The following is a 25,437-nucleotide window of genomic DNA, read 5'->3' on the forward strand; positions in this document are numbered from 1 at the left end:
CTTGCATCTTAAAGTCCAGATCGTAACGCATAAAAATACCCCATAAGTTGTGTCCAACTTATGGGGGTCAGTTCAGTATGAATTAGGGGCTTTTTTACAACTTACTATTGCTTATGATCTACAAATCTTCAATAAAAACGATTAAGCCAACGGTTAAGCCATCGTCGTCATTGATTTGATACGCTTGTACAGCTCTTTTTGCTCAGCGCTTGGACGAGCAGTCTGTACTGCCATCAATTGTGACATATCGCCTTCAACGCGAATTTTACCGCTCATGAAGGCACCCATAATTTGGTTGGTGTCAAAATCAGTGATGATAGACTGTAGAATGCTACGATCTAATAACAAAGTTGTCGTGCCATTACTATTTAGACCACGATGTAATAAACCATCGGCAAAGTTGGCTTCGATGTCTTTTTCAGTATCAGATACTTTTAGGTTAACGATCATGTTAGCAAGCGCTGGTGGTAGGTTTAACTCACCTGCTTCGTTGCCCATTTTTTCTACTTGCTCAAACCATTCATCTGTCAAAAAAACTGCCATATTATATTATCCTTAATTGATATTCTGTCAGACCAATATCCCTTGAGGCACTATTGGCCTAACTATTAGAATTATTAAAATGATTGCTATCAATAGACCTATGCGATACATAGCCATTAATGACGTTCAGCCTCATTATAAAGGGCGACTTGATAAGAAGTAAAACCTATTTATCGGCTCAGCAATGTTATTGTTACAAAACTTCTTTGCAAGCCTACGCTTATGTCTAGCGAGCGCTTCCCATATTCAATCAAAATGAGCATCTAGAATAGTGACAAAATTGTGTATAAAATAGAGGAGTAGCACAGCAATAATAAGTTGCTCGCTAACATTTATACCAAAGAGTTTGTATTTTGGCGCATAGTTCTGATGATATTTAATTAGGATTGCGTTACAATACCCTTAAACAGAGTCGGGAGTTTTAACCAAACATTACATAATCGTGTTTTTTGTCAGCCGCCGCTAGCATACATCTATGGTCAATGCGTTTTAATAGCCCTATAGATATGGGTATCTATCTTCATTAGTACAGATTTTTTCGTAATAATTAAGATACATATTTAGCCTTATGAGATGTTTGATGCTCAAAACGGCGCGTCTTCTTATTTACCTTGATGATCTATTAACAATCCTACTATCGATTGACCTTGAGCAAGGTGTATGAAATGCCTATTTCTATTTATTAGTATTAACTAATAGACAGTAAGGGCCTAAATCGATAGTTAATGACGTCATTGCGCTAAATAAGCCAAAAAACAACATGTGTTGGCGCTAGTATAAATACAAATTTGAGAGTATTTATAGTGCAGACAACATAGATTGTTGGTTAATTCTGTTGATAATTCGGGCTGTAAAGGAATCATCCAATGAGTTTACAAAACACAGCAGTCGCCCCAGTTGACCGTGAGTATGAAATTACTATCGTAAGATTTTTTACGATCATGGCTGTCGTTTGGGGCATCGTCGGCATGAGTCTTGGTGTGTTCATTGCTTCACAGTTAGCATGGCCAGCACTCAACTTTGACATTCCATGGCTGACCTTTAGTCGTTTAAGACCACTGCATACCAATGCGGTGATTTTTGCGTTCGGTGGCTCTGCCCTGTTCGCAACGTCTTACTACATCGTTCAGCGTACCTGTAAGACGCGTTTATTTGCGCCATATTTGGCTTGGTTTACCTTTTGGGGTTGGCAAGCGGTTATCGTATCCGCTGTTATTACCCTTCCTCTAGGTTTGACCTCGACTAAAGAATACGCTGAGCTTGAGTGGCCGATCGATATCCTAATTGCCTTGGTATGGATCTCTTATGCCATTGTATTTTTTGGTACGCTCATCAAACGTAAAACCTCACATATCTATGTGGCTAACTGGTTCTTTGCCGCTTTCATCATTACGATTGCATTACTACACATCGTAAACAGCATGGCGATTCCAGTTAGCGCGTTCAAATCTTATTCGCTATTTGGCGGTGCAACTGATGCGATGGTGCAGTGGTGGTACGGGCATAATGCGGTAGGTTTTTACTTAACGGCAGCCTTCCTTGGAATGATGTATTATTTCGTTCCTGTACAGATTGGTCGTCCTATCTATTCTTATCGTTTGTCTATCGTTCACTTTTGGGCATTGATTGCTTCATATATGTGGGCTGGTGGTCACCATTTGCATTATTCAGCGCTTCCTGATTGGACGCAGTCTCTTGCTATGGTCTTCTCAATCATCCTGTTTGCACCATCTTGGGGTGGTATGATTAACGGTGTACTAACGCTATCAGGTAGTTGGGATAAGCTGCGTACCGATCCAATCATTCGCTTTATGATTGTTGCATTGTCGTTCTACGCGATGTCGACGTTCGAAGGCCCAATGATGTCTATCAAAACAGTGAATGCGCTATCGCATAACACTGATTGGACAGTTGGTCACGTACACTCAGGCGCACTTGGCTGGGTTGGTATGATTACGATTGGTTCGCTATACGTACTGTTACCACGTATTTATAACAAACCGAAGATGTACTCTATCAGCTTAATCACCACGCATTTCTGGCTTGCGACTGCAGGAACGATCTTCTATATCGTGTCTATGTGGATCTCAGGTATTGGCCAAGGCATGATGTGGCTTGCTACTAACCCAGACGGTACTTTGGTATATAGCTTCGTTGATACTGTTGAATTCTCGCATTTCCCATATATTGGCCGTGCATTTGGTGGCTTCTTATATGTATCGGGTATGTTTGTAATGGCTTATAACTGCTATAAAACACTCAAAATGCCAGAAGGTAAGCCTGTAGATGTCGCTGATCCAACGGATCATGAACCTAGTGTCGAAAAACCTTCGACAGCTAAAGTATAAGGAGCGATCATGGCTGGTTCACCGCATGAAATTATTGAAAAAAATACAGGCTTGTTAGTCATTGGTATCGTGATTGCTATTAGTTTTGCAACGCTAGTTGAAATCGTGCCATTGATCTATGACAACAAGGGTCCTGAAGAAGGTGGGGTGAACGCTCCCCTTCCCGCTATGGAGCCTTGGACAGCGCTTGAATTTGAAGGTCGTGATATTTATATCCGTGAAGGATGTCACGTTTGTCATACTCAAATGGTTCGCCCATTACGTGCAGAAGTTGAACGTTATGGACCATATTCACGTGCCGCTGAGTCGACGTGGGATCATCCATTCTTATGGGGATCGAAACGTACTGGACCAGATTTAGCACGTGTTGGTGGCCGTTATTCTGAAGATTGGCAAAAGCAACATTTGATCAATCCACGTTCGCTAGTGCCTGAGTCAGTTATGCCTGGTTTCCCTTGGTTGGCGACTAACGAAGTAGATGGCGAAAACGTTCAAGCTAAAATGCGTCTATTCCGCGATCGCTTCGGTGTTCCTTATACTGAAGAAGATATCGAAGGTGCTCCAGATGCAGTGCTTGGCGCTACTGAGCTTGACGCTTTGGTCGCCTATCTACAGCAGTTAGGTACCGCAATGGAAGGACAGCGCTAATGGGTATTGGTGAATTACAAACAATTGCGACCGTTTCTGCCTTTATTGCCTTCGTAGGCGTTGCATGGTGGGCGTATTCGCCAAAAAACAAAAAACGCTTCGAAGAAGATGCACAACTTGCGCTTGATGATGAGGATATAAAATCTCTGTCTGAAGAGCAGCGCAATAAGGATAAATGATGACATTTTTTTGGAGTTCTTGGATCACACTAATCAGTTTCGGTTGCTGGCTTTTTATTCTTGGCGTTCTGCTGTTTGTACTAAAATACAAACCAGACGTTGAGGAAGACGGTACCACTGGTCATGAATACGATGGTATCCGAGAATACGACAAACCACTTCCTAAATGGTGGTTGGTGATATTTTTTGGTTCAATCGTTTGGGGTGTCGCATACTGGGTATTCTTTCCAGCTATGTTCCCGGCACATTGGAACGGTATCGCCACCGTAGAAGTTGACGGTGAAACTGTACCGTGGACCTCTAAAAACGAGTTGTTCAGTGAGCTTGAAAGCAACAACAAAGTATTTACCGATAACTTTGAAAAAAGCATTTTGGTAAAAGCAGACGCTGCAGGTGCGACTGCGACACTTGGTACGCTAAACGAGTTACAAGCGACCATGCGTCGTAGTGAAAATCCGCCAGCAGATCTACAGACTAAAATTGACGAAAAAGTTGCAGAACTTGCTCCTTATGTCGAAAAACTGTCTGAAAATCCAAATGCGTTAAAAGTTGGTAGCCGTTTGTTCCTACAGAACTGTTCTGTATGTCATGGCTCTAACGCTAAAGGTGCGACAGGTTACCCCAACCTAACCGATAATGATTGGTTATATGGCGGCGAAGCTAGCAACATTCTGACCACGCTACATAATGGTCGTATCGGTGGTATGCCTGCTTGGCGCGATCAGATCGGCGAAGACGGTGTACGTGCAGCATCTGAGTATGTATTATCACTATCTCCAAACAACGGTAGCAAGAGTAACGGTGAACTTGATCAAACTTTGGTTAATCAAGGCGAAGCAATCTTTAAGCAACAGTGTGCACTATGTCACTCTGAAAGCGGTAAAGGTATGATTTCAGCAGGTGCACCAAACTTGACTGACAATATCTGGTTATATGGCGGTGAGCGTGAGACTGTACGTAATACATTACGTTATGGCCGTGCTGGCGTTATGCCTCAGTGGGAAACTAAGCTAGGTAATGAGCGTATCATGCTACTTGCTGCTTATATCTACTCACTATCAGATAAGACTGGCAAATCGCCTGAAGTAGCAATGGCTGCTACAGCTACTCAGCCTGCTGCGACTGAAGAAGCAACTGCTAACTAAGACGTTGTTACTGTACTGAATATGGACGAGATTTAATGAAGGGAGAACTGTTATTGCAGTTCTCCCTTTTGCGTATAGTGGTATTGATTTTCATTTAGAAATGACAATGATGAGCGGCTATAAACACTAGAAATCATTCTCATATATTCGTTGCTTTTTATGATTATCACCCCATTATTAGTAAGGAGAATGCTAAAATAGCTATTTTTTAAATAGTCTATTGGTCATGGCTTTATATCGCTCTGACTCAATCACATAACACGATAGTCAATTTCACATAAATTAGATGCAGGCTTGTTTAGTCTACTATTTGTAGTACCTTTGCTCCCCTTTCCTTGCATCAAAATTATGTTGAACCGACTATATTTACAATCGATCATTTGGTAAGCAGATTAGAAGATTTTTTATTGCATTTTCTATCCGCTATTTACTGACATTGATAACATCATACACTCATATACCTCGACGCTAGAGGTGTTTGTTCATCATGCCAGCAGACTGATTCTTTTTTTAAAGAGGCACGTTTATGTCAGCACAACAATCCAATAAAATTCCTGTACAACAAGTCGATCTTGATGCAACCAAGCATCGTGTACACCCAAGGTTTGTCACAGGTTTTTATCAAAATATTCGTGTCATCACGATGTATGCTCTTTTGGCGGCTTTTTTACTTTTGCCATGGCTGCGCTATAATGATAGACAAGCGATATGGTTTGATGTGCCATCACAGCATTACTATATTTTTGGCATGACATTTTTGACGCAAGATTTCTATTTTATTGCTGCATTTGCCATTATTGCCGCGTTTACGCTGTTTATGGTGACGGTATATGCAGGGCGCGTTTGGTGTGGTTATGCTTGTCCTCAAACGATATGGACGCATCTATACCAGTATGTTGAAAAATGGGTGATTGGCGATCGTAATAAACGCATCAAGTTTGATAAAGCACCATTAAGTGCGAGCAAGGTATTCAAGCGTACGGTTGTTTATTCAATTTGGTTTTTGCTTTCTGTGATTACAGCAGCGACCTTTGTTAGTTATGTGGCGGGAACAGACTCTCTATATCATAGCTGGCAGTCAATAGGAGTGATTCCATTCCCTGACTGGCCAACGTGGGTATGGGTTTCAATGTTTATCTTCACCTTCGCTACTTATGCCAATGCAGGCTACATGCGTGAGCAGATGTGTGTACAGATTTGTCCTTATGGCCGCTTTCAAAGTGTGATGTTTGATAAAGACACATTGATCGTATCTTATGATTATGAACGCGGTGAGCCGCGCGGCGCTCGTAAAAAAGGTACAAATCCAGAGCACTTAGGCGACTGCATTGAATGTACCATGTGCGTGCAGGTCTGCCCTACTGGTATCGATATTCGTGATGGGTTACAAGTTGCCTGTATCCAGTGTGCGGCTTGTATCGATGCCTGTAATGAAGTGATGGACAAGGTCGGCTATCCGCGTGGACTGATTCGTTATACGACCGAACGTCAGCTGGCAGAAAAAGAGCCAAGCCGCGTACTGCGCCCACGACTATTTGCTTACTTAACATTGTTGGCTGTACTATGTGGCGGCGTTATATATGCGTTAACCGATCGCGTGCCACTGGAAATTGATATCCGCCGTGACCGTAATCAGTTATCGTCTATCAACAATCAAGGCATGATTGAAAATAGCTATATCGTTAAGCTAACCAATAAGACGCAGGATGCTCATACCTACACGATAACACTAGCACCGCAAAAAGGGCTGAGCTTAGAGCTACGCTTTAACGATGTACCATTAGAAGCTGGCGAAAGCTTTGATATGCCAGTCAGTATTTATGGTGATCCTGATGTAATAGAGTTTGGCCAAACGCCTGTCACGCTAAATGTGAGCAGCGAAAATGGCAAGTATAAGGTAAGTAAGCAAAATATCTTTACGACCCAAGGTCAGTAAACAATTAATATGTTCATTGTTTAATTTCATGTATGTCATTCGGTAGTCTGTAACTAGTGCAAGTAGTTAAATAGCTAATTGTTCTAGTGATAGGCTATCGAATAAATGTTTTACCATTAAACTGGTAGCGCTTAGCCGCCAAATTATCCGTTGATACCATTTATAGATGTCTAATGAACAGCTATCTATTAAATGCGTATCTGATGCATAGGTATTTTATGTCTACTCCAGCACCGAACTTTAAACATCAAGATAAGCAGCCATGGTATAAAAATTACATGGTCGTTATCTTTGTGATTGGCATGCCTGCTGCGGTCGTGATCGCTTGTATTTGGTTTGTTTATTACTCTTACCAGATCCGTGATAGCGTGGTACGTGACGACTGGTATATGGATGGCAAAACGCTCTATCATGATGTGTCTCGTGACAAGCTCACGTATGATTTAGACTTGCATGGACAAATGCAGTTTGCAGAAAATGGCGATATTGTGTTTTATCTCAACTACCCTGAGCAAAGCGTGCAGTCAGGCAAGCTGTTAAATGGTACGCCACTTACTTATCCTGATACGTTGGAGCTTTCTATTTCTCATGCAACGGATATCAAAAAAGACCGCGACGTTGTCCTTAAGCATGTTGAGGGCAATAAATACAGCGCACAAGTCGATATTGATCCTGTAAAAGCCAAGTATTACCTTCAGGTTAGCAATGACGGTAAAGATGATTGGCGTATGCAAGACGTCGCAAAACTACCTCGTTCAAAGGTCAGCTTTGACCCGCTACCAGTTTTTGCTAAAAGTTAATGCTGTTAGTAGCATCCAGACATAAAAAAGCCAGCCGCTCGTCAGAGATCGGCTGGCTTTTTTGAGCTATTCAATATCGTGTTAATTAGTAAGCACTATTTAATATCGTACTAACTTTTCAATTACTAAATTACAGGGTTAATCGTTGGAATTTTCTGTGCTTTACGCTCGTTTTGCGCGGCTTTATCCGTCTCTGTCGAATAAGGCTTATCACTAGCGAACTTAGGATTGAACGTTTGCGTCCTTGGTGATACAGGTAAACCAATCTCAGCCAAACTATCCGTCTGCCCAGCTTGAATATTGTCGCCTTCAAATAAACGCTCATCATTATCACGATCAAGACTGAGTGTCTCAAAATCAAACAACTCACGATCTGCTAACTGTGATGGTGCTACGTTTTGCATTGCCTTAAAGATAGACGCCAAACGCTGCGGATGAGCGTCATCCCATTCACGTAACATGTCATTGATAATGGCACGCTGTAGATTGGTCTGACTGCCACATAGATTACAAGGAATAATCGGAAATTCTTTTAACTTGGCGTATTCGATGATGTCTTTTTCTTCGACATACGCCAATGGACGAATCAGCAGGTTTTGCTTGTCATCACTCAGCAGTTTAGGCGGCATTGATTTGAGTGCGCCGCCATGAAATAAATTCAAAAAGAAAGTCGCCAGCATGTCATCGCGATGATGACCCAGGGCGATTTTGGTCGCACCAATCTGCTTAGCAAAACCATACAACGAACCACGGCGCAGACGTGAGCACGCTGAGCAATAGGTCTTGCCTTCTGGCACCACACTTTTGACAATACTGTACGTGTCTTTTTCCAAGATATAATGCGCAATGCCTTGCTCATTAAGATAAGCAGGCAAAATATCTTCAGGGTAACCGGGCTGCTTTTGATCAAGATTGACTGCGACGATATCGAAATGAATGGGGGCGATACGTTTTAGTAGGAGCAAAATATCCAGCAAGGTATAGCTGTCTTTACCGCCCGAGACACAGACCATCACCACATCGCCGTCTTCGATCATATTAAAATCACGAATGGCCCAAGAGACTTGGCGACGAAGCTTTTTTTGTAGCTTACGAAAAGCCGCAGATTCAGTAGGTGATTGTGAGTCAGTAGATTGATCAGCAACGATATCCTCATTGCTACCCTCTTCAGCATCAGCCTCTAAAACATAACGATTAAAGTCCGCTTCATTAGATATATTGTCAGAGTGAGAAGGGATGTTTGGCGTAAATAAGGTTGCTGCGGTCATAAGTTACTCAATATCTTTATAAGGATGATTTTACTATAAAGCGGTTTACGATAAAGCACGATCAATGAGGTAGGGTTATCGATGCTTTAAAAGCGGCAATTATAACAAATATTGCTAACAGATTGAAAAGATGACAGTAATACGCACTTTATTTTTATTACAATGCTGCTTAGCATGGCTTTGTCACCTTAGTGACGCGCGATTGGTCGCTTCGTGGTTCTGTAATAGCCGTATTTTTGCTAAAATAGCCGTTTTCGTAAACCAATAATAGATACCACTATGACTAACGTTACTTTGCAGAATAACTCGGCCAACCAAGCGTCCGATACTGAATTAGATACTCTCAACAAAAATCAAAACGCCGTTGTACTTTTATCAGGTGGCCTCGATTCGGTGACGTGTCTGTATTGGGCAAAAGCGCGCTATGCCTCTGTGACAGCCGTCAGCTTCAATTATGGTCAGCGTCACAATAGTGAGCTTGTTGCAGCAAAGACTATCGCTGAGACAGCAGGCGTCAATCATAGAATCATTGATATTGATATCGCTCAGCTTGGTGGCTCTTCATTGACAGACCACAGCATGATTGTACCAGACGGTGATTCGGACAAATTCCCTAGCAAGAAGCGTGATGAAATCGACAACGATGCCATTCCAAATACTTATGTGCCTGCGCGCAATACGATATTTTTGTCTTATGCGCTAGCCGTTGCAGAAGTGGCCGATGCCAATCATATCGTCATCGGGGTCAGCTCAGTTGACTACTCTGGCTATCCTGATTGCCGTCCAGAATATATAGCAGCATTTGAGCACATGGCCAACCTTGCCACAAAAGCGGGCGTTACCGGCCACCGCCTATCAATCCAAACGCCATTGCAACAGCTGTCTAAAGCACAGACTATTGAGCTTGGCCTGTCATTAGGCGTGGACTATGGACAGACGATTTCTTGTTATCGTGCCGATGCAAACGGTCTCGCTTGCGGTGTTTGTGATAGCTGTGCATTGCGCCGTCAGGGCTTTGCTCAAGCTGGCGTCATTGACCCTACTCATTATCAAGCTGGATAGACATACTGACTTTTTATCAAACAGCGGCATCAATCAACATTAGCGAAACATTCGCTTGCATTAACACAGCACGTCGACATTGTATTTTAATCAATATACTTGCTATGGTATGGACAATTATCTCTGCCACCAGATATATTTTTCATTAGATATCAATAATCGTAACAGTCACCTCTATATTAATGAATTGGCTGTGCATTGGTTACAAGATCTACAAAATTGACACTACCTGTAAGAGGAAATTTATGAAGTTATTGCCATTATTACCCCTAGCCTTAGCGGCCGTATTTGCAATGCCACAAGCGAATGCTACTGATATTAAGCAAAGTAATATCAACTCATGTGTCAATGGCGCAGTCAAATATAAAGTTGCTGACAAGGGCGACGCTACCAAATTATGTAATTGTACCATTGGTGTCCGTAGCAATATGACGATTGGTCAGATGTGGGAAATCGAAAGCTATGCAAAAGACAAAAAAGACCCTTCAAGCTTGCCATACGTCAAGACCATGCAAAAAGACTTGCAGCAGTGCACAGTCGGCTTAGACTTGAAGCAGCCGCAAAAGCCTGCTTAATTACTATTCGTGTGATATACAAAAGACTGGCCATTGCCAGTCTTTTTTGTTGCCAATGAATGAGCAAAGTGTAAAACTGATTATTTATTGCTACCAATCTGCCTATAATAAGAAGACGATAAATAGAACCCTATCTCAACCATCAAAAAAACCAATATACATAACCAAAATTAATAAGGATTTTACCATGGCAAAGCCAACAACAGAAACCATCAACCTACCCGACTTTCCAGTTACCATCGTACGCAAACTTGCCGGAAACTTTATCCATGATGAAATCAGTCTCAAAGAAATGGTTGCCAATACCGATAAAGGTCTTATTCTCTATTTTTATCCCAAAGACAACACACCAGGCTGCACCACGCAAGCGACGGAGTTCACGGCGCATATCCACGACTTTGATGACTTAGGCTATGACATCGTTGGCGTCTCTCGTGATGGCGTTGAATCCCACGAAAAATTCATCGATAAATATGACCTACAAATTCCACTTGTCAGTGATGCCGATGAAAAGCTATGCCAGTATTTTGAAGTCATTAAAGAGAAAAACATGTACGGCAACATTACTTTGGGGCTAGTACGCTCGGCATTTGTGTTTGATAAAGAGGGCGAGCTGACTCACGCACAGCGTAACCTACGTGCCAAAGATTACACCAGTCGCTTACTCACCATATTGGCACCATAATCTATACAATAGACTAGGTTAGATTGCTCACCATAAAAATGCTAAAAGAGCGCATACACAAGTCTGAGCTGATAACTGGAAATATCACTACCACCCTTCCTTACTAGAGAATAATATGAATAAACAGTCTGGTACCATTGCTGACAATGCACCGCATGAAGTCACACGCAAAGTATCTGTTGCCATTATTGGCGCAGGTACTGCAGGTCAAAATGCCTTTCGCCAAGCAAGTAAAATCAAAGACGATGTCGTCATTATCAACGAAGGGTTTTGGACAACAACTTGTATCGCTGTCGGTTGTATGCCGAGCAAACTATTGATCGCAGCGGCAGATCGTGCACATGATGCCAATCATTCGGCTGAGTTTGGTATCCATGCAACTGCGCAAATAGATGGCAAACAGGTGATGCAGCGTGTACGTGATGAGCGCAGTCATTTTGCTAGCTACATCAAAAAACAAGTAGATAGCTGGCCCGATCACAAAAAAATCGATGGGCGTGCTCATATTAACGAGCAAGGGTTGATCGAGGTCAATGATGAGCGCATCGCGGCTGAGCAAATCATTGTAGCGACAGGTAGCTCACCGTCTATACCAGATGGTTGGGCGGATAAGCTTGGTGACACCCTGCTCACCTCTGATAGTGTGTTTGAGCTTACAGATTTACCCAACTCTATGGCAGTGGTAGGCGCTGGAGCCATTGGACTAGAGCTTGCGCAAGCATTTACGCGTTTGGGCGTAGAGGTGACGCTATTTAACCGAGTCAAACGAGTGGCTGGCCTAAAAGATGATGACATCAACGACAAAGCAATCGACTGCTTAAGTAGTGAGCTAACCATGCATTTGGGCAGTAAAATCACTGATGTCGGCACAAAGGCTGATGTAGGTAGCGATAGCGCATTTATTGAATACGAAGACAGTGCTGGTGCATCGCAGCAGTGGCAAGGTGAGTGTGTGTTAGTCGCTACTGGCCGCCGCAATAATATCAAACAGCTTGGCATCGAAAATCTAGGCGTTGTACTCGATGACAAGAACCGCCCGAAAAACTTAAGTAAAAAGACGGGGCAAATTGGCGATTCAAATATTTATATCGTTGGAGACGCCAATGCTCACATTCCTCTGCTGCACGTAGCAAGTGATGAGGGCTATAGTGCTGGCAACATGGTCTGTGAAAATACAGAAGATGCCTATATCCGTCCGCCAGCTACCCCTTTTTCTATCGTATTTTGCTCGCCGCAAATCGTCAATGTCGGTATGTCTCTACCCGAGATTCAAGAAGACCCTGAGTTAGAGTTTGTGATTGGTAGCGTAAGTTTTGACAACCAAGGGCGTAGCCGTGTGATGGGCGTGAATTGTGGTCTGCTACATATCTATGGCTGCAAAAAAACTGACAGAATATTAGGTGCTAGCATGGTGGGCCCTGATGCTGAATACATCGGTCATATATTAGCCACAGCGATTACCAATGACTTAAGTATTAAAGACATGCTCGATACGCCTTTTTATCACCCTACGATATTAGAAGGACTGCGTACAGCATTACGTGATGTGCAAGACAAAATGGAGATACCCTACCAATCTCAGGACGCGCAAGAAGACAATTTTTAATTTACAGTTAAGCCTTGCTCTAAAAAATAGAGTTAGGCTTAGTCATCACTCATGCTATATTTGATTGACTAGACAACTTGATGTGACGTGTGACCAGACACCTCATTTATCAAACCTTGTATACACACACCCTGCATGGACGAAAAAATGCCAATCGCTAGTGTTACCGACTTTTTTAAAGAAATCATTCGTGACCTGCATACTAGCCTCTACCTTGCGCTTGGCGGATCTATAGACGAAGAGTCGCTCAATTGGTCTTCTCAAGCAGTAGAGCTTGCCAGCACTGGCATAAAGATCCTAATACTGCTTGCGGTGTTGGGATTTTTTTATTGGTTAGCCAATTATATTCTCAAGCAGAGCAGAGCCAAAATTCGTTTAAATGATCGCCGCACCAAGATTGCCCGCTCAACACTACGTTACGTTTGGATTGTCGCCAGTCTGATAGCGATCATGAGTCAGATAAATTTTGAACCAGAAACCATCAAGGCGACAGCAAAAGCAAGTACGTGGGCTGGTATCTACTACGTACTGTGGGCGTCGTCTGGTCAAATTATTCACAAAGTCCTACAGCATTATGGACTCAATGCCTCAATAGAGCAGCTACTCAAAAATATCTTGTCGGTGCTCCTATTGGTACTTGGGCTTGCCAGCGTGATGGCACAATTTGGTTTTGATATCGTATCGTTAGTTGCAGGTTTGGGTATTGTCGGCTTAGCCGTCGGTTTCGCTGCTCAATCGACGCTTGCCAACTTTATCGCCGGTATCACCATTTTGCTAGAGCAGTCGTTTCAGGTTGGGGACTGGATTCATATCAACGATAATGAGGGGCGCGTGGTGCTTATTGCTTTACGCACTACCCATATCCTAACTCGAGACAATATTACTGTTATTATTCCAAACTCTAATGTCGCCTCCTCAGAAGTGATTAACTTAACCTCCAAAAACTTTATACGTTTTGATATTCGTGTCCGTATTGCCTTTGAAGATGATATCGAAACGGCGCGCAAAGAGATTTTGCAAGTACTCAGCAATACCGATGCAGTACTCAATCGTCCTGAGACTTCAGCGACCGTAGCAGAAATTGGGGAGTATGGCGTATTTTTTATCGTGCGTTTTTGGGTCAAACCAGCAGCCGTGGCACGTATACCCAAAATCAAAGAAGTGCTACAAGAAGAGATAAAAATTGCTTTTGATGCGGCCAATATCTCGACGCCCTATCCACATATGCGCCTGCTCATGCCAAAAGACGTCGACTATCCTATCGCTACTAAACCTTTTGCAACCACCACTCAAGTTGTATCAGGAGAATCATCATTGGCAAAAGGTGAGTAGCTGACTTATTTTCATGTATTTAGCTATCGCACCTTAAACCTATCGCACCTTAAACATTGCCACTTTGAACCATCCTACCGTGAATTATGGTAAAATTACCGGTTAAAACATTTATTTTATTGTTTGCCTCTTTTGTCAATTTAGCCCACAGGTACCCGTATGACCGAACAAACCGCAGCTGCACCCTCTTCTACATTGTCGCTTGATCTTATCATTACTTGTGCCGATGGGCTTGAGGCACCGCTGCAGACTGAGCTGACAAGTTTCGGTATTGATAGCGAAATCAAAAGTACTGGTCGTCTTGCCGTCACGGGTAATTTACGCGACTTGTATACTATCTGCCTTTGGTCACGTGTGGCTTCGCGGGTATTAATGCTCATCAAACGCAAAAACATCAATGCAGAATACGATGTTGCAGAGCAGCTATATGGTTTGGCAAAATCCGTCAATTGGACAGAGCAGTTTAATTTGGAGCAAACTTTTGCTATTCGTCTATCTGTTGATAAACGCGTTGCCGTCAGTCAGCAGTTTGCCATGCTACGTGTCAAAGACGCCATTGCGGATACCTTCAATGAAGTGTACGACAGCCGTCCGAATGTCGATAGCAAAAATCCAGACTTCTCTATCTTTGCGACCGTCAATGACAAACAAGCCGAGTTGTATTTAGATTTATCAGGGACCAGTTTGCATCGCCGTGGTTATCGCGTGGCTATGACAGAAGCCCCATTAAAAGAAAACTTGGCAGCTGCCCTACTCTATAGCGCTGGTTGGCACAAGAAAAACGACGCAGGCGATGCGCCTTACTACAATGCGTTAATAGACCCAATGTGTGGCTCTGGTACTTTCCTTATCGAAGCGCTACTCATGCACTGTGATTATGCTGTAGGTATCGACAAAGCTGCCAATCAATTTGGATTCTATGAGTGGCAGCATCATGACGAGACGCTATGGCAGGAGATGATTGAGGATGCACAGACACGTTTTCGCGAAGCATTAGAGATTGCCAATGAGCAACCAGATAAGCTGCCGCTTGTGTTGGGTTTTGATGCTGATAATGGCGCGATCATCGCAACCGAAAAAAACCTAATCGCGGCAGGCCTTCAAGATTTACTCCCGCTACTCGACATCGAACAGCGTGCGCTTGATCAACTTGGTAGCGCTCTAAAACCGCTCGTGGATGATGGTCGATTGAGTAATCCTTTAATCATTACCAACCCGCCTTATGGTGAGCGTTTGGGTGATGAAGAAATGATTAAGCCACTATATCAAGCCATTGGCCTGATTGTGCAAGACAGCTTTGCGGGCAGCGGTATCGATCCAATGCTTGGCATACTAGCTGCTCGTGTCGAGCAAGTAGATATCCTACCGATTAAAGAACCAAAAACGTTACGCTGTCATAATGGCGCTATCACTGTGTACTTCCGCTACGGAACGCTTATCGCTGGGCAGACAGGCAATCTTGTCAGCCGTTTTGAAAAGCGTGAGATCGAAGTAGAAGATGGACAGGACTTTATCAATCGTCTACAAAAAAACCTGACCAAGCTTAAGAAACTGGCTAAAAAAGACAATGTCAGCAACATTCGCGTCTACGATGCCGACTTGCCTGACTTCAAAGTCGCTATCGATTTATATGGCGATTATGCCCACGTGCAAGAGTATGCACCGCCTAAGACTATCCCACCTGAGACCGCCAAAAAACGCTTTAACTTGGCGCTCATGGGTATTCGTGAAGTGTTTGATATTAATCGTGAACAGATCTTTATCAAAACGCGTGCCCGTCAGTCTGGTAACGATCAGTACAGTAAACAGAACACCACAGAAAAACGCGGCAAGTTTCATGTCGCCCGCGAAGATGGTGCCTATTTTTATGTTAACTTTACGGACTATCTAGATACGGGTCTGTTCATCGATCACCGTAATATGCGTGCTCGTATTAAGGACAACAGCCGCGGCAAATCTGTACTTAACCTGTTTGCTTATACTTGTACCGCCAGTGTGCATGCAGCGCTTGCTGGTGCCAAAAAAGTCACGAGCGTTGATTTGTCACAGAACTATCTAGACTGGGGCAAACAAAACTTTGTGCTCAATGGTCTAGACGTCAGCCGTAATAAATATCAATTCGTTGCCGCCGATATTTTTGAGTGGATTAAAGACAATACCGAGCAGTTTGATATTATCTTTATTGATCCACCGACATTCTCAAACTCTAAAAAGTTTCAAGGAACCTTTGATGTGCAGCGAGATCATGCTGCCCTTATCAATCGTGCGATGAACCGCTTAACATCCGATGGTGTTTTGTATTTTTCTAATAACTTCACGCGCTTTGAGCTAGATGAGCAGTTAGTTGAGCGCTACGATATCGTTAATATCACGCAAAAAACGATTGGTTTTGATTTTAATATCAAAAAGCCTATTCATCAAAGCTTTGAGATTCGCCATCGCTAAAGTTTATAAGTGAGTATTTATAAATAAGCGCTGATGAATAAGCATTTCGTATATAAATAGAGTAATTCATCGCGGCAGTATAACTACCTGAAACTTAGGTTTTTTGCCCAATGTATATGAAATATAACCATGACCCAATCGGCTTTGATTGGGTCATTTTTTGTTGTTATGATAGAGCATTACTAGGCGATGGATTTGCGCAGTTATAGCGTAAGCATCGCCTTTTATGTCATTAAATCTCTAACGTCTAATAACAAGGATAACACCATGGCTTTATCACTTAACAAAGGCGGTAATTTATCGCTAACAAAAACTGATCCAAATTTGACCAAGCTGCTGATCGGTCTAGGCTGGGATGAGCGCGCCACCTCTGGTGCTGAGTTCGATCTTGATGCCAGTGTATTTTTGCTAAATGGTGCAGGTAAAGTGCGCGGCGACCATGACTTTATCTTCTATAATCAGCTCAAATCTGATAATGGCGCGGTTGAGCACACGGGTGACAACCGTACTGGCGAAGGCGATGGTGATGATGAAGTGATCAAAGTAAACTTAACCCAAGTACCTGCTGACGTTGATAAAGTAGTCGTGACGGTGACTATCCATGACGCTGCTACTCGCAACCAAAACTTCGGTCAGGTAGCCAATGCCTTTATCCGCGTTGTCAATGAAGAGACCGGCACTGAAGTGGTACGTTTTGATCTAGCAGAAGATTACTCTGTTGAGACCGCCATGGTATTCGGTGAAGTATATCGTCACAATGGCGAATGGAAATTCCGTGCGGTAGGTCAAGGTTATTCAGGTGGCTTGCAAGCAATGTGTCATCAGTATGGCGTTGATATCTAGAGCCTTATTTTTATTGGCATTTGTGTTATCAGCCATTCCGATTATCGCGTCCAAAATATCAAGCGACCATCGTTGCAAATAGTCACAATTTTTAATGCCCCAATGACTAGTAATGCTTTACGTTTCGTTTAAAATTATGCATAAAAAGTGGTTAGCAATAACCACTTTTTTGCGGCTTGTGTCTATACTAGACCAGCTTTACGCAACCAGACAGGATGTGTCATGAGACATTTTTATTTAGACATTATCTTCACAATCATTGCCTTAGCAATAGCGGCATGGTGGGGATATTCACATGGCGGTATGGGTGGTTTAATCACTACACTATCGATTACCGCTATTTTGGCCGTCATGGAGATTTCGTTATCTTTTGATAACGCGGTGGTCAACGCTTCAGTCCTTAAGGGCTGGGACGAATTTTGGAAAAAGATATTTTTAACCGTGGGTATTTTAATCGCGGTATTCGGTATGCGCTTGGTCTTCCCTATTGTCATCGTTGCGGTTACCGCTGACCTTGGTATGATGCAAGTGATCGATTTGGCATTGAACAATCCTCAAGAATACTCAGCCAGATTGATGGCACATCATGCTGAAATCTCAGCATTTGGTGGTATTTTCTTACTATTGGTTTTCTTGAACTTTATTTTTGATGACAAAGATGTCCATTGGTTTGAATGGCTTGAGAGCCGTTTGGTCAAGCTAGGCAAAGTCGATGCGATGAGCGTATTTGTGGCGCTTATCGTCTTAATGATTGCCGTATCATGGGCCAGTGCAGAGCAGTCAAGTGCGGTGCTCATTGCTGGCGTTTGGGGCATTCTAGTATACCTTGGTGTACAGGTCGTATCTGGTATGCTAGAAGGTGATCTCGAAGAAGACTTAGAAAACGAAGGAAGTGGTGCAGCTGCGACCAGCGCTATCATGAAAGGCGGTATCATTGGTTTCTTATACTTAGAAGTTCTTGATGCTTCATTCAGTTTCGATGGTGTGATTGGCGCATTTGCCATTACCAATGATGTCATCGTTATCATGCTTGGTCTTGCCATTGGTGCGATGTTCGTACGTTCGATGACTATCTTCTTGGTAGACAAAGGTACGCTTGATGAGTTTATTTATCTTGAGCATGGTGCGCATTACGCCATCGGTGCCTTGGCCATCATTATGCTGTTGTCAGTGAAGTTCCATGTACCAGAAATCATTACTGGTCTTATCGGTATTGCCTTTATTGGTTTTGCCTTATGGGCATCGCTGAAACATCGTAAAGCTGAAGCAGCAAGGCTTAATTAGTATCTGTTGTCCACATGATGCTGTATAGCTTTGAGCAGGTCGTATCATCAGATATGGCCTGCTTTTTTGCGTTATAATGGCAGGCGTTAGTCACACGGCGAACCCTTACCTATCGCCAAAATAGGTGCATATTTTGCTTCACATACAATTTTTTCATCACTATCATGCGTTATTCGGTTAGAATCCTCGTCCTTTAATCACTCACCAAAAATGAGACCCTTCAACCACTATGCAACAGATTCTTGATGATATTGCCGCACAGATGGCACTTGAAACCGATCGTGGAAAAGTAGCGGACTATATCCCGCAACTGGCCCATGTAGATCCAAACCAGTTTGGTATTGCAGTCGCGACACCTGACGGAAAAATGTATACAGCAGGTGATGCAAGCACTCTGTTTTCGATCCAAAGTATCTCTAAGATCTTCACCCTAACCATCGGTCTTGGCAAGTTGGGCGATGGGCTTTGGACACACGTTGGTCGTGAACCCTCAGGTGACCCTTTTAACTCAATCGTCATGCTAGAACATGAAACTGGTCGACCGCGCAACCCATTTATCAATGCTGGTGCCATTGCGGTGGTGGATGCGATCATGATGGGTCACGAACCTAGAGAAATATTGGCTGAGATTTTACAGTTTGTGCATTTTATTACGGACGATGAATCCATCCGTTTTGATCACAAAGTGGCAGCGTCTGAGATGGAGCACAAAGACCGCAACGCCTCGCTTGCGCACTTTATGAAATCCTTTGGTCGTCTCAAGCACGATGTGGATAAGGTGTTGGGTACTTACTTTCATCAATGCTCGATTGCGATGAATTGCCAGCAATTAGCCAGCGCCGGTCTGTATTTGGTCTCTAACGGGGTTGACAAGCACTCAGGGGTACGTGTCATCAACGAGCACCGAGCCAGAAGGATTAACTCACTAATGATGATGTGCGGTCATTATGATGGGTCTGGTGAGTTTGCCTATCGCGTCGGCCTGCCCGGTAAAAGTGGGGTTGGTGGCGGTATTTTGACCATAGCCCCCGGCAAAGGCTCTATCGCTGTCTGGTCGCCAGGGCTGGACCATATCGGAAACTCCAAGCTTGGGTTAAAAGCATTAGAGCTGTTTGTACAAGAAACGGGCTGGTCTGTTTTTGCCGAATAAAAGCTTTATCCAAATACTTTTGTCAATGGATTATTCAGCACCATATTACGTTTAAATTTCATTGAGTTGTCAAGCTCATAGCGGGTCGTACCAACATATCTGGTACGACCCGCTTTTTTTGGTTATGTCTTTGCAACCTGAGATATTTTTCTCTTCATTCTATGACTTAAGCCAAAGAAAACAGCCATTAAATAATTTACCTTTGCATAACAATACGTTAACCACTATTGCTAAGATGATTAAAAAGTATCAAAAATGCAGGGTTATTATGTCGCTTAGTAAGCATATAGTAAGCGCACAAAATACGCCTTGCTTAGTGAGCAAACGCTTAGTATAGTAAAACGTAATGATATGCAGGACGTGGTGTACAGCCAGGTTCTTTACCAGTTGTCCTTTCATATCAGTCACTGCACAACTTTTAGTTTATTTTTTAAACCCAATCCACTTAATTATTAATCCAAAGGATATTTGTATGGCTATTAGCTTAACAAAAGGCGGCAACGTAAACTTATCAAAAGAAGCACCAGGTTTAACCAACATCACAGTTGGTCTAGGCTGGGATCCACGCGCAACTGACGGTCAAGAGTTTGACTTGGATGCTATTGGCTTCTTGGTCAACGAAGCAGGCAAAGTTCGTAACGACCAAGATTTTATCTTTTTTAACAACCTAAAATCAGACAATGGCGCCGTTGAGCACACTGGCGATAACCGTACTGGCGAAGGCGATGGTGATGACGAAAAAATCAAAATCAATCTTGCGAGCATCCCATCTGATGTCAGCAAAGTTGCAATCTGTGCCATCATCTATGAAGGCCAATCACGTAACCAAAACTTCGGTCAAGTTGGTGATGCGTATATCCGTGTTGTAAACGATAATGGCGCAGCTGAAATTGCCCGTTACGACTTGTCAGAAGATGGCAGCACTGAAACGGCTATGATCTTTGGTGAGCTATATCGTCATAACGGCGACTGGAAATTCCGTGCCGTCGGTCAAGGTTTCAGCGGTGGTCTGGGACCATTAGCAGCGTCTTATGGCGTAAATGTGTAACGTTAAATCGACGTAAATATCTAGCGAGCCAAGCGTTGCTATCAATTTATTGATGGCGACGCCCATAAGCCATCAAGTGTGCTCTTTTAACGCATTTGATGGCTTTAAATTTAATAGGCCCATCAATATAAGAACGCTAAAACACATAGGTCTATACCCGCACATTAAGAGCACCTATCAAAGATATTAGAATAAGGATTTGCACCCCATGGCCGCAACATTCAGTTTAATCGGTACTATTGAGCCTTTTTTGCATTGTAATCTCAAAAAAGGCGATTCAATTTATTGTGAAGCCAATGCAATGGTGATGATGGAGTCTAACCTTGAGCTAAAAGGTAAGCTACAAGGCGGACTGATGCAATCGCTTATGCGCCGTTTTGCCAATGATGAATCGTTGTTTCAACAGCAAATTGAAGCGGTCAATGGTGAAGGTGATTGCTTGCTTGCCCCCACACTAGATGGCGATATGCAAATCATCGAGGTGGGGTTACAGCAATATACCTTGAGTGATGGTGCTTTTGTCGCGGCACAAACAGGTGTCGACATTAGAGCCAATATTCAGCGTAATCTAGGCGGCGCGGTATTCGGTGATACTGGTGGCTTTATGGTCATGCAGACTCAAGGAAAAGGTCAGGTTGTGGTATCTGGTTTTGGCTCATTGTTTGAGATTGAGGTCACACCAGACAAAGATGTCATCATTGATAATGGTCATGTGGTTTGCTGGGATTCGAACCTCGATTATAAACTGTCCGTCTCGACCAGTAAGAAAAAAGGCATCATGAGCAATATCATCAATTCCGTCACCAGTGGCGAAGGTATGGTTTTGAACTTCTCAGGCAGTGGCAAAGTCATTATTTGCTCGCGCAATCGTGACAGTTATCAAGGTTGGCTGCAAAGTGTCTTAGGAACGAGCTCAGGTGGACGCGGCGGCAACGGTGGTTTTTTAGATAATATCTTATAGCGTCTTTTAGAACTATGTTTAAGCAGTTTTACTCACAATTACTATAAGGATACTCACATGGCAGTTAGTCTACAAAAAGGGCAGAAAATATCCCTAAGCAAAGAAGCAGGCGGCGAGCTGACTCAAGTTAAATTGGGTCTAGGTTGGGATGTCGCTCAAGGTCCACAAGACAAAAAAGGTGGCTTTTTAGGTAAATTATTCGGCGGCGGTAGCGGCGGTGATTCTATCGATTTGGATGCTTCATGCATCATGTTTGACGCAAACAAACAAGCGGTCGATGCTATCTGGTTCAGTCAGCTTAAATCAAAAGATGGCAGTATCGTTCATACTGGCGATAACCGTACCGGCGACGGCGATGGCGACGATGAAGTCATCAATGTTGATCTCTCAAAAGTCCCAGCCAACGTGACTTCACTAGTATTTACGGTCAATAGCTTTACGGGTCAGACGTTTGAGACGGTAGAAAACGCATTTTGCCGTATCGTTAATGCCAATAACAACAGCGAAGTAGCTCGCTACAACTTGTCGGCACAAGGTGGACACACTGCCATGGTGATGGCAAAAGTCTATCGTCATAACAACGAATGGAAAATGCACGCTATTGGCGAGACTGCGTCTGGTCGCACCTTCCATGACTTAATGCCTGCGATTACGCCACATGCTTAATCGAGTTGAACCTTAACTGGAGTATTAATAACTTAGTTAATTAATAATCCAGCTAAATACTTTGTTTCAAAAAAGAGCGGCCCATCTATTGATAGATGGGCCGCTCTTTTTATCAATGGGTTTTTACACTAAAAGATTATTATTAACACTGTTATTTACGACCACGCTTCCAGCTAAAGCCCCAATTAAAGGCCTTATCCATCTCTTGATGTCCTTTAAAGTATTGGTTAATACGTTCAATATTGATACTGCCTTGCTGATTGACCAAACGTGCGATGGCACACATCGGCAAGTTACCAGCCCCTTCTGTTAGTCGCGTCTCAATCGGTGACTGATCGGGCACATGAATGGTCACGACCCCATCGGTTTTTTCCCAGTTGGGCGCGCCCTCATAAATAAAGGCAAAGATAAATACCTCTTCAATCTGTGACCACTGCTGACCGTTGATATCGAGCCATTCACCGCCACTTACCTGCCCCGTTCTATCATCCGCTCGCAAGCACACATACGGCGCTGATTGTAGACTACCAAAACGGTCACCCAATGCTTGAATGAGGGTTTTTTCACCGTTTTTTAGATGGATCATCGCGCCAACATCCAAATCAATACCACTTGATTGGTGCTGTTTAAACAGATCGCCTAATAGGCCTTTTTTGGGTGCTGATTTATTACTCTCTGGACGTTGGTTCCAGTCTAAGTTCACTGAAATCTTGCCAAAGTCGTCACGCTTTTTCAGATTGATGCTCGATTGGTTCTTGGTTAAGGTGATTTTACTAAGATTAATCGAAGGAGTCGCAGGAATCGGTGGCGGGGTGCTCGCTTGAGAGGTGCTGCCTGCTTTTTGCGTATTGATGGGTCGCTGCGTATTAATCGGCTGAGCCTGATTCTGCGATGCGTTCTGATGTTGCGCTGGCGCTTCATATGCAATCTCGACTCCGAAGTGTTCAGACAACGGTTTTAACCCTCCCTCAAATCCTTGGGCGATAAAACGAAACTTCCAGCTGCCTTGCCGACGATAGCACTCCGCCAAAATAATGGCTTTTTCGTTACGCCCAGTACTGCTCAGCTGACAAGTCATCAATACCTGAGCGCCTTGTAGTACTTGAATATCCACATCACCAACTTGTGCCAGCGTCTGTGCGCTAGAGAATGCCAAGGCAATTTTTTCAATACTCGCAGGCTGCGCAGATAAGTTGATATCAAAAAATCCGTCGCTGTCATGACCACGAAAACTAACATTGCCATCATCGCTACGTTTCTGACCATAAAATATCATGTCACCATCGCCGCGTACTTTACCATCAGTCGTCAGACGATAAGCGGCGCAATCAATGGCGTTTTGGCTTAAGATGCGAACACTAATATTATCAGTTGGTAATGGCGCATTGGCACCTGCGATCAGTTGTTGAGGTTGATTCATCATACGTCCTTTAGATTCTTTATTATGTTGTCGTCGTTGTAATTGGCATGCTCACTATCGTCATATAGTAGCATGAATATTATGAACATTTTAAACCGAGCAATCGCGCTACTAGCTACAAAATCACTCTTACAAATCCTTTTGCCTATTTCATCAGGGGCATTTATAACCTGTGCCATTTGTATATAATATATGCTGCTGAATGATCAAATTTTGACTATACTGCCGCCAGTTTTCAATAACTGTATCCACTCATCCAACTCCATACATATGATAATAACGCTGAGAGAATTATGACTAACCTTGCTAACGATAGCGTCCACTCCACATCAATAGCTGCTTGGTTAGCTGAAGGTCAATCCAGCCAGCGCGATATGTTAGAGAGCTTACAGAACTTAAAAAGCAAATCTAGCGCCCCTTTTAATATTATTGCCTCACACCGTCATAACCGACCTGAGATTTTTGAATTTGCTGATAGGGTCTATCGCGAACCATATCCAGAAAAAGCAGCCATAGAGGATGAGGCGCAAGAGACAACTGAGCCTGTTATACCTCGCTGGCAATTCGTCTTGGAACACGCAAAAGAGAACAACGTTAAAGTCTTATTGACGGGCCGCAATGGAGTTGATTACGAAGCGCATCGTGAGGCGTTTGATGCCGCTGGTATTCGTTTGCTAACAGGGGCAACCAGCGTAGCCGCACTAGAGTCGATCGAGGATAAGTTTTCCTTTATGCAGCAGTGTCACCAGCACAATATTCCTGTCGCTGATGCTTGGCGCTTTGATAATGTGACAGAGCTGGAAGCTTTACTTGCAGATCATGGTCATCAGCCCCTATGTGTCAAACCAGTTGTTGGTATTTTTGCTCAAGGGTTTTGGCGATTGGATTTAGGCAAAGAACCTGATGAGCACTACGATAGCTTTGAGCACTTGTACTTTACCGAAGAGAAAAAAATCAATAGCGCGCAGTTTATCAATGCGTATACCAACAGTCTAATGGTACGTGAGCGCCCTATTCCTATGCTGCTTATGCCTTATCTATCAGGGCAGGAATACTCTATCGATGTGGTCTGCGAATACGGTGAGGTCTTGGCAGCTGTCACGCGTTATAAAACAGGCAAAATCCAGCATATCGGCTATGAGCAATCCGTCATGGATGTGGTGATTCCATTGATTAAAGCCTTTGGCTGTGATGGTATCGTCAGTGTGCAGACCAAAGCTGATGATGACGGTCAGCACCGTGTGCTTGAGATCAATAGCCGCCCGTCTGGTGGTATTGGTTACACGACGCATAGCGGTGTGGATTTGACACAAGTCGGCTTTGGCTATTGGCTTGGTCTAACTGATAAGCCAACACTGGCTGATATCGCAAAGCAAATAACACCCTGTCAAGTACGCTCCATTATGGTATGCGTAAAAATTGAAGATACTGCTGAATAAGTAAAAATAAGCAGGCAACATAAAGAACGACTGACAACCGAGTATATATCCAAT

At 43.3% G+C, this 25,437-nt stretch carries 22 protein-coding genes; 19 read left to right on the top strand and 3 right to left on the bottom strand.

All coding sequences use genetic code 11. The features are described 5' to 3' along the window. Positions 1-153: 153 nt before the first annotated feature. Positions 154-543 (bottom strand): SCP-2 sterol transfer family protein, encoded by a 390-nt coding sequence (locus ACHUET_RS08605; RefSeq protein ID WP_394212166.1) that lies wholly within the window; start codon positions 541-543, stop codon positions 154-156. Positions 544-1,409: 866 nt separating this feature from the next. On the opposite strand from ACHUET_RS08605, the gene ccoN reads away from it, so the two are divergent. The 6 genes from ccoN to ACHUET_RS08635 all read left to right on the top strand — a co-directional run bounded on the left by ccoN (position 1,410) and on the right by ACHUET_RS08635 (position 7,599). Then, entirely contained in the window at positions 1,410-2,891 is a 1,482-nt protein-coding gene (gene ccoN / locus ACHUET_RS08610) for a cytochrome-c oxidase, cbb3-type subunit I (RefSeq protein ID WP_394212168.1), read from the top strand. A 9-nt stretch (positions 2,892-2,900) separates the two neighbouring features. Then, positions 2,901-3,539 (top strand): cytochrome-c oxidase, cbb3-type subunit II, encoded by a 639-nt coding sequence (gene ccoO, locus ACHUET_RS08615; RefSeq protein WP_296211607.1) that lies wholly within the window; start codon positions 2,901-2,903, stop codon positions 3,537-3,539. After that, positions 3,539-3,718 carry a CcoQ/FixQ family Cbb3-type cytochrome c oxidase assembly chaperone gene (locus ACHUET_RS08620; RefSeq protein ID WP_057760804.1) on the top strand — a complete coding sequence of 60 codons (180 nt, stop codon included), beginning with the start codon at positions 3,539-3,541 and terminating at the stop codon, positions 3,716-3,718. Before ccoO ends, ACHUET_RS08620 begins: the two co-directional genes overlap by 1 nt. Further along, positions 3,718-4,863, top strand: coding sequence for a c-type cytochrome (locus ACHUET_RS08625; protein ID WP_394212350.1), 1,146 nt, complete (start codon positions 3,718-3,720; stop codon positions 4,861-4,863). Before ACHUET_RS08620 ends, ACHUET_RS08625 begins: the two co-directional genes overlap by 1 nt. Positions 4,864-5,389: 526 nt before the next feature. Beyond that, positions 5,390-6,799 carry a cytochrome c oxidase accessory protein CcoG gene (gene ccoG / locus ACHUET_RS08630; protein WP_394212170.1) on the top strand — a complete coding sequence of 470 codons (1,410 nt, stop codon included), beginning with the start codon at positions 5,390-5,392 and terminating at the stop codon, positions 6,797-6,799. 218 nt (positions 6,800-7,017) lie between these two features. Then, positions 7,018-7,599, top strand: coding sequence for a FixH family protein (locus ACHUET_RS08635; RefSeq protein ID WP_057760810.1), 582 nt, complete (start codon positions 7,018-7,020; stop codon positions 7,597-7,599). A 125-nt stretch (positions 7,600-7,724) separates the two neighbouring features. Here the strand turns inward: ACHUET_RS08635 and ttcA are convergent, their stop codons facing one another. Beyond that, a complete protein-coding gene (ttcA, locus tag ACHUET_RS08640; protein WP_394212172.1) occupies positions 7,725-8,867 on the bottom strand; it encodes a tRNA 2-thiocytidine(32) synthetase TtcA in 1,143 nt (380 codons plus the stop codon). 279 nt (positions 8,868-9,146) lie between these two features. Between ttcA and queC the strand changes: the two genes are divergently transcribed. The 12 genes from queC (at position 9,147) to ACHUET_RS08700 (ending at position 22,524) form a co-directional block, all read left to right on the top strand. Continuing rightward, a complete protein-coding gene (gene queC / locus ACHUET_RS08645; protein WP_394212174.1) occupies positions 9,147-9,929 on the top strand; it encodes a 7-cyano-7-deazaguanine synthase QueC in 783 nt (260 codons plus the stop codon). A 245-nt stretch (positions 9,930-10,174) separates the two neighbouring features. Beyond that, positions 10,175-10,504, top strand: a complete 330-nt coding sequence (locus ACHUET_RS08650; RefSeq protein ID WP_201598334.1) for a hypothetical protein — start codon at positions 10,175-10,177, stop codon at positions 10,502-10,504. 187 nt (positions 10,505-10,691) lie between these two features. Next, positions 10,692-11,189, top strand: coding sequence for a peroxiredoxin (locus tag ACHUET_RS08655; RefSeq protein ID WP_238036973.1), 498 nt, complete (start codon positions 10,692-10,694; stop codon positions 11,187-11,189). Positions 11,190-11,304: 115 nt separating this feature from the next. Beyond that, entirely contained in the window at positions 11,305-12,795 is a 1,491-nt protein-coding gene (locus tag ACHUET_RS08660) for a dihydrolipoyl dehydrogenase (protein WP_394212176.1), read from the top strand. 147 nt (positions 12,796-12,942) lie between these two features. Then, positions 12,943-14,127 carry a mechanosensitive ion channel family protein gene (locus tag ACHUET_RS08665; protein WP_394212178.1) on the top strand — a complete coding sequence of 395 codons (1,185 nt, stop codon included), beginning with the start codon at positions 12,943-12,945 and terminating at the stop codon, positions 14,125-14,127. 159 nt (positions 14,128-14,286) lie between these two features. After that, positions 14,287-16,572 (top strand): bifunctional 23S rRNA (guanine(2069)-N(7))-methyltransferase RlmK/23S rRNA (guanine(2445)-N(2))-methyltransferase RlmL, encoded by a 2,286-nt coding sequence (gene rlmKL / locus ACHUET_RS08670; RefSeq protein WP_394212180.1) that lies wholly within the window; start codon positions 14,287-14,289, stop codon positions 16,570-16,572. Between the two features lie 267 nt (positions 16,573-16,839). Further along, positions 16,840-17,415, top strand: a complete 576-nt coding sequence (locus ACHUET_RS08675) for a TerD family protein (protein WP_058024753.1) — start codon at positions 16,840-16,842, stop codon at positions 17,413-17,415. A 222-nt stretch (positions 17,416-17,637) separates the two neighbouring features. Further along, complete coding sequence (locus ACHUET_RS08680; protein WP_371532443.1) at positions 17,638-18,699, top strand: DUF475 domain-containing protein; 1,062 nt, start codon at positions 17,638-17,640, stop codon at positions 18,697-18,699. Positions 18,700-18,928: 229 nt separating this feature from the next. Beyond that, the gene (locus ACHUET_RS08685) at positions 18,929-19,849 is read left to right on the top strand and encodes a glutaminase (protein WP_394212182.1); all 921 of its coding nucleotides are present in this window, start codon (positions 18,929-18,931) and stop codon (positions 19,847-19,849) included. A 472-nt stretch (positions 19,850-20,321) separates the two neighbouring features. Continuing rightward, complete coding sequence (locus tag ACHUET_RS08690) at positions 20,322-20,897, top strand: TerD family protein (RefSeq protein ID WP_394212184.1); 576 nt, start codon at positions 20,322-20,324, stop codon at positions 20,895-20,897. Between the two features lie 208 nt (positions 20,898-21,105). Further along, positions 21,106-21,858, top strand: coding sequence for a TIGR00266 family protein (locus ACHUET_RS08695; protein ID WP_394212186.1), 753 nt, complete (start codon positions 21,106-21,108; stop codon positions 21,856-21,858). A 57-nt stretch (positions 21,859-21,915) separates the two neighbouring features. Further along, on the top strand, positions 21,916-22,524 hold the full coding sequence (locus tag ACHUET_RS08700) for a TerD family protein (protein ID WP_371532441.1): 609 nt from the start codon (positions 21,916-21,918) through the stop codon (positions 22,522-22,524). A 151-nt stretch (positions 22,525-22,675) separates the two neighbouring features. Here ACHUET_RS08700 and ACHUET_RS08705 read toward each other — a convergent pair whose 3' ends face one another. Next, complete coding sequence (locus tag ACHUET_RS08705; protein ID WP_394212352.1) at positions 22,676-23,944, bottom strand: TerD family protein; 1,269 nt, start codon at positions 23,942-23,944, stop codon at positions 22,676-22,678. A 293-nt stretch (positions 23,945-24,237) separates the two neighbouring features. Between ACHUET_RS08705 and ACHUET_RS08710 the strand changes: the two genes are divergently transcribed. Continuing rightward, complete coding sequence (locus ACHUET_RS08710) at positions 24,238-25,383, top strand: ATP-grasp domain-containing protein (protein ID WP_394212188.1); 1,146 nt, start codon at positions 24,238-24,240, stop codon at positions 25,381-25,383. The last annotated feature ends 54 nt before the right edge of the window (positions 25,384-25,437 follow it).

The organism is Psychrobacter piscatorii, from assembly GCF_043641605.1.
GTDB lineage: Bacteria > Pseudomonadota > Gammaproteobacteria > Pseudomonadales > Moraxellaceae > Psychrobacter > Psychrobacter piscatorii_C.

Coding starts and splice junctions, on each gene's coding strand:
- ACHUET_RS08685 (WP_394212182.1), top strand. CDS start 18,929: ATGCAACAGATTCTTGATGATATTGCCGCACAGATGGCACTTGAAACC.
- ACHUET_RS08700 (WP_371532441.1), top strand. CDS start 21,916: ATGGCAGTTAGTCTACAAAAAGGGCAGAAAATATCCCTAAGCAAAGAA.
- ACHUET_RS08650 (WP_201598334.1), top strand. CDS start 10,175: ATGAAGTTATTGCCATTATTACCCCTAGCCTTAGCGGCCGTATTTGCA.
- ACHUET_RS08680 (WP_371532443.1), top strand. CDS start 17,638: ATGAGACATTTTTATTTAGACATTATCTTCACAATCATTGCCTTAGCA.
- ACHUET_RS08620 (WP_057760804.1), top strand. CDS start 3,539: ATGGGTATTGGTGAATTACAAACAATTGCGACCGTTTCTGCCTTTATT.
- ACHUET_RS08705 (WP_394212352.1), bottom strand. CDS start 23,944: ATGAATCAACCTCAACAACTGATCGCAGGTGCCAATGCGCCATTACCA.
- ACHUET_RS08625 (WP_394212350.1), top strand. CDS start 3,718: ATGACATTTTTTTGGAGTTCTTGGATCACACTAATCAGTTTCGGTTGC.
- ccoN (WP_394212168.1), top strand. CDS start 1,410: ATGAGTTTACAAAACACAGCAGTCGCCCCAGTTGACCGTGAGTATGAA.
- ACHUET_RS08675 (WP_058024753.1), top strand. CDS start 16,840: ATGGCTTTATCACTTAACAAAGGCGGTAATTTATCGCTAACAAAAACT.
- ACHUET_RS08665 (WP_394212178.1), top strand. CDS start 12,943: ATGCCAATCGCTAGTGTTACCGACTTTTTTAAAGAAATCATTCGTGAC.
- queC (WP_394212174.1), top strand. CDS start 9,147: ATGACTAACGTTACTTTGCAGAATAACTCGGCCAACCAAGCGTCCGAT.
- ccoG (WP_394212170.1), top strand. CDS start 5,390: ATGTCAGCACAACAATCCAATAAAATTCCTGTACAACAAGTCGATCTT.
- ttcA (WP_394212172.1), bottom strand. CDS start 8,867: ATGACCGCAGCAACCTTATTTACGCCAAACATCCCTTCTCACTCTGAC.
- ACHUET_RS08655 (WP_238036973.1), top strand. CDS start 10,692: ATGGCAAAGCCAACAACAGAAACCATCAACCTACCCGACTTTCCAGTT.
- ACHUET_RS08605 (WP_394212166.1), bottom strand. CDS start 543: ATGGCAGTTTTTTTGACAGATGAATGGTTTGAGCAAGTAGAAAAAATG.
- ACHUET_RS08710 (WP_394212188.1), top strand. CDS start 24,238: ATGACTAACCTTGCTAACGATAGCGTCCACTCCACATCAATAGCTGCT.
- ACHUET_RS08695 (WP_394212186.1), top strand. CDS start 21,106: ATGGCCGCAACATTCAGTTTAATCGGTACTATTGAGCCTTTTTTGCAT.
- ccoO (WP_296211607.1), top strand. CDS start 2,901: ATGGCTGGTTCACCGCATGAAATTATTGAAAAAAATACAGGCTTGTTA.
- ACHUET_RS08635 (WP_057760810.1), top strand. CDS start 7,018: ATGTCTACTCCAGCACCGAACTTTAAACATCAAGATAAGCAGCCATGG.
- ACHUET_RS08660 (WP_394212176.1), top strand. CDS start 11,305: ATGAATAAACAGTCTGGTACCATTGCTGACAATGCACCGCATGAAGTC.
- rlmKL (WP_394212180.1), top strand. CDS start 14,287: ATGACCGAACAAACCGCAGCTGCACCCTCTTCTACATTGTCGCTTGAT.
- ACHUET_RS08690 (WP_394212184.1), top strand. CDS start 20,322: ATGGCTATTAGCTTAACAAAAGGCGGCAACGTAAACTTATCAAAAGAA.